Annotated in this window: 8 protein-coding genes; 2 read left to right on the top strand and 6 right to left on the bottom strand. The window is 48.8% G+C overall.

Annotated elements, in window-relative coordinates; translation table 11 throughout:
• The first annotated feature begins 106 nt into the window (after nt 1-106).
• Nucleotides 107-574, top strand: coding sequence for a transcriptional regulator ArgR (gene argR / locus H141_RS0104575; RefSeq protein WP_019675065.1), 468 nt, complete (start codon nt 107-109; stop codon nt 572-574).
• A 4-nt stretch (nt 575-578) separates the two neighbouring features.
• Here argR and H141_RS0104570 read toward each other — a convergent pair whose 3' ends face one another.
• From H141_RS0104570 to glnK, 3 genes are all read right to left on the bottom strand, one after another.
• Nucleotides 579-1538 (bottom strand): Dyp-type peroxidase, encoded by a 960-nt coding sequence (locus tag H141_RS0104570; RefSeq protein ID WP_019675064.1) that lies wholly within the window; start codon nt 1536-1538, stop codon nt 579-581.
• Between the two features lie 985 nt (nt 1539-2523).
• On the bottom strand, nt 2524-3795 hold the full coding sequence (locus H141_RS0104565; protein WP_019675063.1) for an ammonium transporter: 1272 nt from the start codon (nt 3793-3795) through the stop codon (nt 2524-2526).
• Nucleotides 3796-3806: 11 nt separating this feature from the next.
• Nucleotides 3807-4145, bottom strand: coding sequence for a P-II family nitrogen regulator (gene glnK, locus H141_RS0104560; protein WP_019675062.1), 339 nt, complete (start codon nt 4143-4145; stop codon nt 3807-3809).
• A gap of 265 nt (nt 4146-4410) precedes the next feature.
• Between glnK and H141_RS0104550 the strand changes: the two genes are divergently transcribed.
• The gene (locus tag H141_RS0104550) at nt 4411-7713 is read left to right on the top strand and encodes a sensor histidine kinase (RefSeq protein ID WP_019675060.1); all 3303 of its coding nucleotides are present in this window, start codon (nt 4411-4413) and stop codon (nt 7711-7713) included.
• Here H141_RS0104550 and H141_RS0104545 read toward each other — a convergent pair.
• The 3 genes from H141_RS0104545 to H141_RS0104535 form a co-directional block, all read right to left on the bottom strand.
• Complete coding sequence (locus H141_RS0104545; protein ID WP_240473093.1) at nt 7710-8144, bottom strand: YacL family protein; 435 nt, start codon at nt 8142-8144, stop codon at nt 7710-7712. The genes H141_RS0104550 and H141_RS0104545 overlap by 4 nt on opposite strands.
• 186 nt (nt 8145-8330) lie before the next feature.
• Nucleotides 8331-10931: a bifunctional aconitate hydratase 2/2-methylisocitrate dehydratase gene (gene acnB / locus H141_RS0104540; protein ID WP_019675058.1), complete on the bottom strand. Its 2601-nt coding sequence runs from the start codon at nt 10929-10931 to the stop codon at nt 8331-8333.
• A gap of 420 nt (nt 10932-11351) precedes the next feature.
• On the bottom strand, nt 11352-13421 hold the full coding sequence (locus H141_RS0104535; protein WP_019675057.1) for a M13 family metallopeptidase: 2070 nt from the start codon (nt 13419-13421) through the stop codon (nt 11352-11354).
• Nucleotides 13422-13549 lie beyond the last annotated feature (128 nt).

Genomic DNA, 13549 nt, shown 5'->3' with positions numbered 1-13549 from the left:
AAGTCTAAGCATTTTAGCGAATTTTCTTCTTGTTTACCTGACAAACTGTACTGATTGGCTGAATTTGTTACTATTAGCTGGCGTTCAACAACAAGAAAAAGCCATCATGACCAAACAATCCAAGCAGGAAGCCTTAATTCAGGCATTCAAAGCATTACTGAAAACTGAAAGTTTCGGCTCACAAAGTGAAATCGTCGACGCTCTGAAAAATGATGGTTTTGACAATGTCAGCCAGTCAAAAGTATCCCGTATGCTCAGTAAATACGGTGCTGTTCGTACCCGCAATGCCCGCCAGGAAATGGTCTATACGCTGCCACCTGAACTGGGTGTGCCTACCACCAAAAGTCCATTACGCCAGCTGGTACTGGATATTGAACACAACGATGTGATGATTATCATCCGCACCAGCCCTGGAGCCGCTCAGCTGATTGCCCGTTTACTTGACTCGGTGGGTAAGGCTGAAGGGGTACTGGGCACTATTGCCGGCGATGACACCATCTTTATCGCCCCCATCAGCGTAAAAAATATCAATTTTACCCTGGGTAAAGTGACTGAGCTGTTTGAAAAGGTATAACAGGCTAACTAGTGACGGGCCGGCAAGCCATCTCCAGAAAGCTTAGGGAGGGAGCAAAAAAAGCGGCACAGAGATCAGCGTGGCAATAGTCGAAAAAAAGATCGTATTGCTCAGCTGGCTGGCTAACGCAAATTTGCCCGCCAGGTGAGTAGCCCAACTGGTAACCAAACTGCCGGCTGAAACTCTCTGGCTCGTTGGCATAACTTATACTGATCAGGCCCTGACTGTTATGTTCAGCAAACGGCATATTTTGCATCACCAGCAATGGCAGGTTTTCTGCTTCACCTAACCGGCTGGTTAATGCATGGCTGTTTGGGTGCAACCTCGGTACCTGCAGCAGCGAGCCCTCGATTTTGTTGATCCCCATTATTTCTTCCTGCTGGTTGATATCCAGCTGCTGCCAATGTAGCAAATCGTAATGCCAGCGTTGCAAATGCAGATAACTGCCAGCAGCAAATACTGGCTGGCTCATTTGATCAACCAGGGCCAGTTGGCGCTTGCGGCTACCTTTTGGGTTTTGTGGCGAGTCGATAAAGCCGGTTAAATCACGACCATCAAGATAACGGAAGCCCTGTAATTGCTCCAGTAAATCGACATTGGGTTTTAATAGCTGACGTATTTGCTGACAAGCAATATAATTTACGTCCAACCGATCAGAACGGACAACGATAAATAAATCAGCCCACACTTCAGCTAACGCCAGATTGTCGTTGCCGGTAAACGGAAAAGCTTGTAACCCTTGTGGCCGGGCGCCCGGATAAAGGCTGTCCCAGTAATTTGCGCCAACAGCCACCACTCCGGTTAGTTGCGCCTCAGAAAAATGTTCAGCCAGACGGGCCAGCAACAACGGTACCCGTGCCAGCTTCTGTCGCAGTGCGGCTTCCTGCCCTTCTAACGCATTAAACAGCAAATAGCTGGCATGTAAATTAGCCTCAGCGCATATGCCTAGTTGTTCTCGTGCCATTACCTTCCCTGAATCCCGGTTACTGATACAAATTCTATAGCAATTTTTTGCTCTGAGGTTGTAGTCGGAGACAAAAACCTGATTGCTGTGTGAGATATATCTCACAAATAGGTAAGTTTAAACGCTATTTTCTGCAGAGCTCAAATAAAGATCTTGAATTAAGGTCATGTTTTATATGCATTATTTTTAAAGTTTAGCATTTTACAATATTATTACAGCGGGTTTATTTCTAAAACCGGCAACCCTGCAAGCGTCTTTCGTTGCATAATAACTACGTCAACGGATGACAACTGACAGGAAGTCAGTAAGATTTGCAGGAAGTAAATCTAAGCTAGGATAGCACAAGGAAGATTAAAGGACACGCTCTGGGATGAGCCGAAAATATCAGGATGATATTGCAGGAAGCAGCGCCAGGACGGCCAATTTGTTAGCTTCACAAGCGCAAAGTACAGGGATGACCGCAGGACCACTCAGGATGAGTGCACTATTACAAGGTAGTAATAGTTAAGGATAGCAGGAACCGGCATGAAGCCGTTGGACACTCCGGGATGGAGCCAGGGAAGACTGACTCAGGATGAGTAACAGTACGGATTAGCTGAAACAGAACCGAAAGTGGCCGCGAAGTTTGCGGCCTTTCGCTTTTCTGGCCCATATAAAATCCCCCGTCACCCGTCACCCGTCACCAACAAATCATATACCCAAAGTAATTGACGGTGCAGAGAGGCGACAAGCGAGTGAGAGCCCATGAGCACGGTATCCTATGCGATGGGGCCGAGCGAACGACGTCAACAAAGCTGCAGCTTCCAGGACAAAGGGTATAAAAAAACCCCGCGGCAATTACCGCAGGGCGTCAGATATAAGACAAAGGACAAGGATAGACGTCGATTGGTGGTTTTGGTTCAGCTGGCTGATGCGCTACCCGTTATTACAGCTATTACATCGCCAACCCGCTCCCGGGAAGTCCCACCGGCCCTCCCCAGGCTGCTTACTTTACCGACGAGACAAACTCAGGGTAGGCTTCAATACCACACTCTGAGGCATCCACGCCTTCATACTCAGCTTGTTCGCTAACCCGGATACCCATCACAAGTTTCAACAGATACCACACCACCAGACTGGTAATAAATACCCAGAAGAATATCGCTGCAGCGCCAATCAGCTGGCCAACAAAGGTGCTTCCTTCTTTTGTCAGTGGCACTAATAGCAGACCGAATAAACCAACTACACCATGCACAGAAATGGCACCTACCGGATCATCAATTTTCAGTTTATCCAAACCGATAATCGACGCTACTACCAGCAAACCACCTATAGCACCAAATAACGTGGCCTGTAATGGTGTTGGAGTAGAAGGCTCAGCGGTTATGGCAACTAAGCCAGCCAGGGCACCGTTTAACGCCATGGTTAAATCCGCTTTACGGAACAGTACCACTGACAGGATTAACGCAGCGACTGCACCTGCAGCGGCGGCAGCGTTAGTATTAAGGAACACTACGGCTACCGCATTGGCATTACTGATATCGCCCAGTTTGAGGACAGAGCCGCCGTTAAAACCAAACCATCCCATCCACAGCACCAGAGTACCCAGGGTCGCTAATGGCATATTAGCACCGGGAATAGCATTAATTTTGCCATCTTTGCTGTACTTGCCTTTCCTTGCACCCAGTAATAAAACACCAGCCAATGCCGCTGCCGCTCCGGCCATGTGCACGATGCCTGAACCAGCAAAGTCTGAGAATCCAAATTGGTCATCCAGATTAATCCCAAACATGCCCTCTGCGCCCCAGGTCCATGAGCCATGAACCGGATAGATAAAACCAGTCATAACTACAGCAAACGCCAGGAAGGCCCACAGTTTCATTCGCTCTGCAACTGCGCCGGAGACAATCGACATCGCAGTAGCAACAAACACAACCTGAAAGAAGAAGTCAGATGCGCCAGAGTAAACTGCACCACCGGTGAAACCGTCTTCACGCTCGGCGAAGCTGTTCAGGGTGGCGTCTACATCGACCGCATTAATGCCACTGAGGAAAAAATCACCGCCATACATAAATGCATAACCGCACACCAGATACATAATGCAGGCTATTGAATACAGCGCGACGTTTTTTGTCAGAATTTCTGTGGTGTTTTTTGAACGTACCAAACCGGCTTCCAGCATCGAAAAGCCAGCAGCCATCCACATTACCAGTACTCCGCAAATCAGGAAGTAGAAGGTGTCCATGGCATATTGTAAGTGATAAATTTGTTCTTGCATGACAGGGCTCCTTATATCGCTTCAGCGTCGGCTTCGCCGGTACGGATCCGTACCGCACGTTCCAGCTCGTAAACAAAAATCTTACCATCGCCAATCCGGCCGGTATGAGCCGCTTGTTGAATAGCTTCCAGCAAGCGATCAACCTGATCGTCCAGCACGGCAATTTCCAGTTTTACTTTGGGCAGGAAATCGACCTGATATTCGGCACCGCGATACAATTCGGTATGCCCTTTCTGACGGCCAAAGCCTTTTACTTCGGTAACCGTTAAACCTTCTACCCCAATGTCAGCAATAGCTTCGCGAACATCGTCCAGTTTAAACGGCTTGATGATGGCACAAACAAGCTTCATGATGGTTTTCCTTATTTACTAATCTTCTGCGATTGCAACAAATACAAGAAAACCTTGTGCCACTTTTATTTTTATTCTTAATTACATGAAGTTAAGTTATTCATCCTGTTTTTTGATTGTTGCAATGCCCCACAATGGGGCAGCATTTCCCGTTGACTGTGCAGCATAAATTGCTGCTGCTGTACTATTGCAGCCATTACATTTACTACTATGCTTAGTATTAGATAAAAACGTTATTCGATACCTCAGCATCCAAGGTTTAATTATGTACTTGGTCTTCCGACTATGTAGCGCACTCACACTTTTTTTGCTGGCTGTGCTGTCACTGCCACTTTATTCATCACCAGTAGTTGAGGTTGCGACAGCCTCGCGATTTGCCAGAATCGATATTGAACAGGGTTTGTCGCAAGCCACAGTAACGTCTCTGGCACAGGATCATGCCGGCAATATCTGGATTGGCACCCAGAATGGTTTGAATCGTTACGATGGTTTTTCTATTGAGGCATTCCGACCAGAGGAACAACTCAGCCAATCACTCAGTGATAACTTTGTTACTTCATTATTGGTTGATAAACAGGGCATGCTTTGGGTCGGTACTCTGAATGGTCTGACTCATTTCGATCCGGTTGCAGGCACTTTTAAAAATATCAATCTGAGACAAAAAGATAACAGTACAGTGCCTCTGGTACTGGCACTGCATCTGGACAGACAACAGCAACTATGGATTGGCACCAATCAGGGCCTGGCATTATGGCAAAATGCCACGCAGCAAGTTCAATGGCAGGATAACCTTGAGCTGAATATTACCGCTTTATCGGCCGATAGCCGCGGCAACCTTTGGCTCGGCACGCCACGCGGCTTGATGCGTTTTGACCAGAAAAACCGGCAATACATCCCGGACCATAACTTTCCATATGCCGACGCCTCAGTAATGGCTATATACCATGATAAAGCAGACAGGCTATGGCTAGGCCTGGAACGTGAAGGCTTGCTGATGCGGGAACCTGGATCTGAAAGCTGGACTCAGATTCAAATCGCCAGCTACAACAATGGCTTAACCAGTAAGGAAATTCGTAGCATCACCATGGACAGCAACGGCCATATCTGGATTGGTACCCAGCATGGGTTAAACCGCTTAGTGCTGCAAGACGGACGCTGGCAGCAACTGGTGTCATACCACCACCAGCGAAATAATCCGGCCAGCCTGGGTAGTGGTAAAGTGGCTTCACTGCTGCAGGACAGGGACGGCAGCATCTGGGTTGGCACATGGAACGGAGGGGTATCCCGCCTTAATCAGGCAAACAACCTGTTTGTCAGCATCAGTCATGAACTAACCTTAATGGATCTGGCCAGAAACCCGGCAACCATCAGTCTGGCAAGCAGTGATAATAAGGTATGGGTCGGCACTGCCGATGGTCTGTTTACTCTGGATTTAGCCAACGAAAACTTCAAGCTGACCGATACCAGCAGTATTGGCTTAACATTCTATTGCTCGTTGCAGCGGGCTGATGAAATATGGTTCGGGCACGGCCAGGGGATCGTTGCTGTTAATTCGGCAAATGACAGTTACCGGCAAATTAAGCTACCACCGTCAGTACCTCCAGGCCCGGTGCGCCGGCTTTGGGCATCTGATAACCATCTCTGGCTGGCGATTGATCAATTTGGTCTTATAGTTCTGGACGAAGCAACCGGCAGTATTCGTGCTCAATATCCTTTTAGTCGTGCCATTACTTTTATTAAGCCTGTAGGCCCGCAACACGTGCTGGTTGGCTCTTACAGCGGATTGTCCTGGTTTGATGCAACGGATGGCAGCTTGATATTCGAACATAAACTGGCAACCCATAGCACAGCCCCGGCGCAGACTCTGCCCTCAGCACCAATGGCTTATGTTATCACTGCAGATAACCGCCATTGGCTGGCAACCAATGGTACCGGCTTATTTGAATTAATCATGCCAGGCCCAAGCATAGTCCCTGCTGACATTCATTTTAAACAATTTGCTGAAGCCGCAGGATTAGCCAGTGGCCAGCTTAAATCAGCGGAACTTGATCAGGCAGGCAATATCTGGTTAAGCAGTGCTTTTGGTATCTCGGTGTTTAATCCTGAAACAACCCGCTTTCGTAACTTTGGCTATCAGCACGGCACGCTCAGGCGGGACTATATTAATGCCTCTGCTAATGTCATGGCCAACGACACTATCATTTTTGGTGGTATGGATGGTTTTACCTTGTTTCAGCCGCAGCAGGTGCTGGCTTATTCCGCCGGCCCTATCGCGACACCGGCTATTATGACTATTGAGGTTAACGGCAAAAAGGCTGCTGTGGCAGATGCTAAATTAACTATTCCTGCCAGTGGCAGCCGTAGTTTCAGTGTTAACTATTCAACCCGGGAATTTATTGAAACTGCGCAGGTGCAGTTTCAGTACCGGCTAGATCCCGTTTCAGCTGACTGGATCAGCCGCGATGCTACCGGGCGTAGCGCCAACTTTGAGCGCTTGCCACCCGGCGACTACCAGTTCCGGTTACGTGCGGGGCTCGACCAGTCGGGCTGGAGCGACGAAACCTCCCTCAATGTGAAGGTACTACCGTTGTGGTGGGAAACCTGGCTGGCGAGGATTTCGCTGATTAGCTTGTTGCTTACCGTGATGCTGGGCATACATTTATTCCGACTGAAACATCTGCGTAAACAGCAGGAAGAAATGGCCTGGTTAGTCGAACAACGTACCGAGGCATTAAATGAACGAACCAGAGCATTGCAAGAGTCAAAAAGCAGAACCGAGCAGGCACTGGTGCAACTGGAGTCGACGGTAAAGGAGCTGGTCAGAACCGAAAAAATGGCGGCACTGGGCCAGCTGGTTGCCGGGGTGGCGCACGAAGTAAATACTCCTTTGGGTATAGCGTTAACGGCCAACAGTGTGGTTAAAGAGGAAAGCCAGCTATTGCAACAAAAACTGGCCAGCGGCAATATTCGTCGTCAGGAACTGGATAACTATCTGAGCAAATTAGTACAAGCTGGCCTGTTGCTGGACAATAATTTACAGCGGGCCGCGCAGTTAGTAGCCAACTTTAAACAAGTGTCGGTCGACCTGACTGCTGACAACCAGCGTCAATTTAATCTTGCAAAGTACTTAGACGAATTGCTCGACAGTTTAAGATTGATGTGGCGCAACCGTAAAATAAGTTTAACGGTTAACTGTCCCGATAACATTGTGATGGACAGCTATCCGGGCACGATTGGCCAGATTATAACCAATTTTACTCAGAACGCTGTTCTGCATGGCTTTAAAGATCGCAGTAGTGGCGAAATTACTATTACTTGCCGCCAACTGGGCGATCAGATTGAAATCGTCTTTACCGACGATGGTGCCGGCATCAGCAATGAAAATATTGAGCGGATATTTGACCCTTTTTTCACCACTAACCGCCATCAGGGCGGTACCGGTTTGGGCTTACATATCGTGTTCAACCTTATTACCCAGAAACTGGGAGGTAGCGTTAAAGTAAGTAGCACGCCGGGTGCAGGAACTCACTTTACTGTACTGTTACCTTTGCAGGTAAAACCAGCTTAATCCGCCAGAAACTGCTGCCATTCCCGTAGCAGTTTCTGTAAATCTTCCAGCCCGCACTGGCTGGTCATGCCTTGCTGGTCCAGCTGTAAGTCATCGTCAGCCAGCGTTTGCTGTTGCTGTGCAGTCAACTGCTCAGTAGTTTCGGAAAACAGCGTGTTGTGGTTTAAGGTCACTTCACCGTTTTCTATCTCCAGCAAGAATTCCTTACCCTGATATTGCATGCTCTGACTGGGTTTTAATTCACTAAGCTGCTGCAATAGCGGCAGATAGGCTCCGGCCTGCTGGCCAAATTCGTCCAGCAAAAAGCGACCTAACACTTCATGCTCCGCTGCCAGCCGGATGCTGAACTGGCCAGTGTGACGATCATAAATAAAGTCGTATTCCATATTAAAGTTCCAAAAGCGTAGCAACTCTGCCACTTGTAATATCACCGGTGCCTGCATACTCTGCCGGGCTCGCCACAGTAACTCGCACCTACCGCGCTCAGACACCCTGTGTCGCCCCAACAGAGCATCCAGGACCGCCGATGCAGCGTCTGTTAAATTGTAGCTGTTGGTAATACCTTAGCGAGCATAAAAAAGGCCTGCAGTTGCAGGCCTTTTGCATAGCATAGACGTTTACACCGCTTGCTGGATAATCACGTTATCCGCTTTTTTGGTGTACTGTGGCATCTGATGGAAGTTCAGATAACGGTATGTATCGGCCGCAGTAGCGTCGATTTGCTTCGCGTATTCCAGATACTCGGCTACCGTTGGTAACTTACCGATAATAGAAGCTACTGCCGCCAGCTCAGCTGACGCTAAGTACACGTTAGCGCCCTGACCTAAGCGGTTCGGGAAGTTCCGGGTAGAAGTAGACACTACGGTAGAGTTTTCCGCTACCCGTGCCTGGTTACCCATACACAGTGAACAGCCTGGCATTTCGGTGCGGGCACCTACTTTACCGAAAATGCTGTAGTAACCTTCTTCGGTTAACTGCGCCTGGTCCATCTTGGTTGGCGGGGCAATCCATAACCGGGTTGGCAACTGGCCTTTGTATTTATCCAGCAGCTTACCGGCCGCGCGGAAGTGGCCAATGTTGGTCATACAAGAACCGATAAACACTTCGTCGATTTTGTCGCCAGCTACTTCAGACAGTAAACGCGCATCGTCCGGATCATTTGGTGCACACAGTACCGGCTCTTTAATGTCAGCCAGATCGATTTCGATAATTTCGCTATACTCCGCATCGGCATCGGCAGCCATCAGCTGTGGATCTTTCAACCAGGCCTGCATCGCCTGAATCCGACGCTCGATGGTACGGACATCGCCGTAGCCTTCCGCAATCATCCATTTCAGCATCACGATGTTCGATTCCAGATACTCAGCAATAGCCTCTTCGGACAGCTTAATGGTACAACCAGCAGCAGAGCGCTCAGCAGAGGCATCTGATAATTCAAACGCCTGCTCTACTGTTAAGTTGCTGGGTAAACCTTCAATTTCCAGAATACGGCCGGAGAAGATGTTCTTCTTGCCTTTCTTATCAACGGTTAACAAACCTTTCTGAATAGCTACGTATGGAATAGCATGCACTAAGTCGCGCAGGGTAATACCCGGCTGCATTTCGCCTTTAAAGCGCACTAATACTGACTCTGGCATATCCAGTGGCATTACACCGGTAGCCGCAGCGAACGCCACTAAACCAGAACCGGCCGGGAAGGAAATACCCATTGGGAAACGGGTGTGCGAGTCGCCACCGGTACCTACGGTATCAGGCAGTAACATCCGGTTTAACCAGCTGTGGATAATACCATCGCCCGGGCGCAGCGATACGCCGCCACGGTTCATAATAAAGTCTGGCAGAGTGTGGTGGGTGTCTACGTCGACCGGCTTGGGATACGCCGCAGTGTGACAGAATGACTGCATGGTTAAATCGGCCGAGAAACCTAAACAGGCCAAGTCTTTTAACTCATCGCGGGTCATCGGGCCGGTAGTATCCTGTGAGCCGACGGTGGTCATTTTCGGCTCGCAGTAGGTGCCCGGGCGTACACCCTGCACACCACAAGCTTTACCTACCATTTTCTGCGCCAGAGTGAAGCCTTTGCCAGAATCCACTTTAGCTTGCGGCCGGCGGAATTTATCCGATGGGCCATGGCCTAAAAATTCACGGGCACGGTCAGTTAAACCACGGCCGATAATCAGCGGAATACGGCCACCGGCGCGCACTTCGTCAATTAATACATCTGTTGCCAGGCTGAACTCAGCCAGTACTTCAGCGCTGCCATGACGAACCACTTTGCCTTCGAACGGCAGAATGTCGATCACATCACCCATTTCCAGTTTGGAAACATCAACTTCAATTGGCAGCGCGCCTGAGTCTTCCATGGTGTTAAAGAAAATCGGCGCAATTTTACCGCCCAGTACAAAACCACCACCACGCTTGTTTGGCACGTACGGGATATCGTCACCCATAAACCACAGCACAGAGTTAGTCGCTGATTTACGTGATGAACCGGTACCGACCACATCGCCAACGTAAGCCAGCGGGAAGCCTTTTTTGTCCAGCTCGTCTAACTGCTTAATCGGGCCAACTGTACCTGGCTGATCCGGGTTAATGCCTTCGCGGGCATTTTTCAGCATCGCTAACGCATGCAGTGGGATATCCGGCCGTGACCAGGCATCCGGTGCAGGTGATAAGTCATCGGTATTGGTTTCGCCTGATACTTTAAAGACAGTAACAGTAATTTTTTCTGCCAGCGCCGGCTTGCTTTCAAACCACTCGGCATCAGCCCAGCTTTGCACCACTTGCTTGGCATACTTATTACCAGCGTCGGCTTTTTCGGTGACATCGTGAAAGGCATCGAAAATAAGCAGGGTGTGCGACAGTGCTTTAGCAGCAATCGGTGCTAACTTTTCGTTATCCAGCAGGCTGATTAACGGCTGAATATTGTAGCCACCCATCATGGTGCCCAGTAATTCAGTGGCGTATTCGGCACTGATCAGGCTGCTGGTAGCTTCACCGTTAGCCAGCGCAGCTAAAAAGCCGGCTTTAACATAGGCGGCTTCATCTACACCCGGTGGTACCCGGTTAACCAGCAGATCAACTAAGGTTTCTTCTTCGCCTTTTGGCGGATTTTTTAACAGTTCAACTAAGGCGGCTACCTGCTCTGCATTGAGCGGTTTTGGCGGGATACCTTGCGCAGCGCGCTCGGCCACATGTTCGCGATATTGTTGTAGCACAGTATGATCCTCTTGGTCGTTGCCGGCAGTCTTGCTACTGCGGCGTCATTCTTAGAATGAATGGGCGCGATTATATAAAAATTCGGGCCAAATTGACATCAGGCCCTGCAACACGCCGCTTATAGTGGGTATAAATGGCATGAATGCGAAACCGGATGTTATATATTCTTTGCTATAGTGGTCAGACCTCGCGAGCTAGCTAAGCAAGTCTTGCAGCAGAGGTTAGAATCCCGATCTGGGCGCCACAGAGTGTCTGAGCAAATGCGCGAGCATTTGTGAGTTGCTGTGGCGAGCCAGGGCGGGAATTGTAACCGGCCGCATATCACTTAACTATAGGTCACTCATATACAAAAAAGGCTGAACACCTAAGTGTTCAGCCTGTGCATTATAACAGAAAAATATTACCCTATGGATTTCACATTACCAGATCTTAACGCGCTGTTCTGGCGCGATATACATCGGATCGCCTTCTTTAATATCAAACGCAGTGTAAAACTCAGGAATATTTGGCAACACACCAATAACCCGGTAATGAGCCGGTGAGTGCGGGCCGGTGCTTAGCTGGCGACGCAACGCTTCTTCCCGGAACTTAGTGCGCCATACCTGGGCCCAGCTGATAAAGAACCGCTGTTCACCACTAAAGCCATCCATAACCGGTGCTTCTTTGCCATCCAGTGATAAGTTGTAGGCTTTCAGTGCGACCGTCATGCCACCTAAGTCACCAATGTTTTCGCCCAGTGCAACCGCACCGTTAACGTTAACACCTGGCAGTGGCTCAAACTTGTTGTACTGGCCAATTAACTTAGCACCACGGGCCTGAAACTGGCCTTTATCCTGTTCAGTCCACCAGTTGCGCAGATTACCGTCGCCATCATATTTGGCACCCTGGTCATCAAAACCATGGCCGATTTCGTGGCCGATAACACCGCCAATACCGCCATAGTTAACCGCATCATCCGCGTCCATATTAAAGAACGGCGGTTGCAGAATAGCAGCCGGGAATACGATCTCGTTGTTTACCGGATTGTAGTAGGCGTTAACGGTTTGCGGGGTCATAAACCACTCGCTCTTATCGATTGGCTGGCCTAATTTAGCCACCATCTGGTCATAACCCCAATGGCTGGCACGGACAAAATTACCGACTAAGTCATCAGCTTTAATTTCTAATGCTGAGTAATCTTTCCACTTATCCGGATAACCAATTTTCGGGGTAAACTTGCTAAGCTTTTCTTGGGCAGCAACCTTGGTATCTTCAGTCATCCACTCCAGCTCGTTAATCGAGATTTCATAAGCCTTAATCAGATTGGCTACCAACTCTTCCATCCGCGCTTTGGCTTCAGGTTTAAAATGACGCTCGACATACAGTTTACCGGTCAGCTCACCCAACACCTGATCTGACGCATCTACCGCCCGCTTCCAGCGTGGCTGCTGCTGCTCGGTGCCGCTTAAGGTGGTGCCATAGAAAGCAAAGCGACGGTCGGCAAATTTGCTGCTCAATCTATCAGCATAACCATGAATCGTTTTTAAACTCAGGTAATCCTGCCAGCTTTGTAAATCAGTTGCCTCAACTACCTTGGCAAAACCTTCGAAATAGCTCGGCTGACGTACAATAATGTCGTTCACTTCTGCTAACTTAACCCCGCTGGCAAAAGCCGCCCAGTCAAAACTACCCATACTGTTATTCAGCTCGGTAACAGCAACTTTATTGTAGGTTTTATCAGCATTACGGTTATCCAACCGGGTCCAGTGATGCTCGGCCAGGGCTTTTTCCAGAGCAAAAACCCGCTCAGCGGCTGCGGCGGCATCGGCATTGCCTGCCATACTGAACATATCAGTTAAATAGGCTTGGTAATCGGCAATCAGCTTTAATGATTTTTCATCATCATTAAAATAATAGTCCCGGTCTGGCAGACCTAAGCCACCCTGGTTCAGGTATACCGCATACTCGGTAGAATTTTTTGCATCGTTGTTTATAAACCAGCCAAACGGAATGGCAATCCCATCACGCTGCAAGCGGGCAAATAACGCCGGCAATTGGCCTTTGTTTTCCAACGAACTAATAGCATCTAATTGCGGTTGCAGCGGGCTTAAACCCAGCTTTTCTATCGTTGCTTCGTCCATAAAACTGTTAAAGAAATGGCCTAATTTTTGCTCGTCAGACCCCTCTTTTAAATCGGTGCGGGCAGCCACTTCATCAATAATAGCTTTAACCGCCTGTTGCGAGTTGTCGTTAAGGATATGGAAGGAGCCATAAGAGGCTTTATCAGCAGGAATGTCGGTCTCTGCCAGCCATTTGCCGTTGACGGCTAAAAAGAAGTCTTCGCTGAATTTTACTGCCGGGTCAAAATACTGGCTATCAACACCAGATACCCTTGGTGCCTGCTGTTGTGCAGCTACCGGCTCACTGGCTTTGTTCGCAACAGGTTCGCTGCATGCCGTTAAACCCAGAGCGAGTGCAACGCTGACTGCAATAATACTGATTTTTTTCATAATATGTTCCTGAAATACGCGGATGAAATACGATTATAATAATTATGGCTGCGCTATCTTAGCGCTGTCGTCAAGCAAAACCAAATATCTGCAACCGACAAGTTGTAACAGAATATATATACCCGTCC

The organism is Arsukibacterium perlucidum DSM 18276, from assembly GCF_000382165.1.
Lineage (GTDB): Bacteria > Pseudomonadota > Gammaproteobacteria > Enterobacterales > Alteromonadaceae > Alishewanella > Alishewanella perlucidum.
Note: the sequence above shows the minus strand (reverse complement) of the source record. Positions and strands in the feature narration are given on the sequence as shown.

Coding starts and splice junctions, on each gene's coding strand:
- H141_RS0104565 (WP_019675063.1), bottom strand. CDS start 3,795: ATGCAAGAACAAATTTATCACTTACAATATGCCATGGACACCTTCTAC.
- argR (WP_019675065.1), top strand. CDS start 107: ATGACCAAACAATCCAAGCAGGAAGCCTTAATTCAGGCATTCAAAGCA.
- H141_RS0104535 (WP_019675057.1), bottom strand. CDS start 13,421: ATGAAAAAAATCAGTATTATTGCAGTCAGCGTTGCACTCGCTCTGGGT.
- H141_RS0104570 (WP_019675064.1), bottom strand. CDS start 1,538: ATGGCACGAGAACAACTAGGCATATGCGCTGAGGCTAATTTACATGCC.
- glnK (WP_019675062.1), bottom strand. CDS start 4,145: ATGAAGCTTGTTTGTGCCATCATCAAGCCGTTTAAACTGGACGATGTT.
- H141_RS0104550 (WP_019675060.1), top strand. CDS start 4,411: ATGTACTTGGTCTTCCGACTATGTAGCGCACTCACACTTTTTTTGCTG.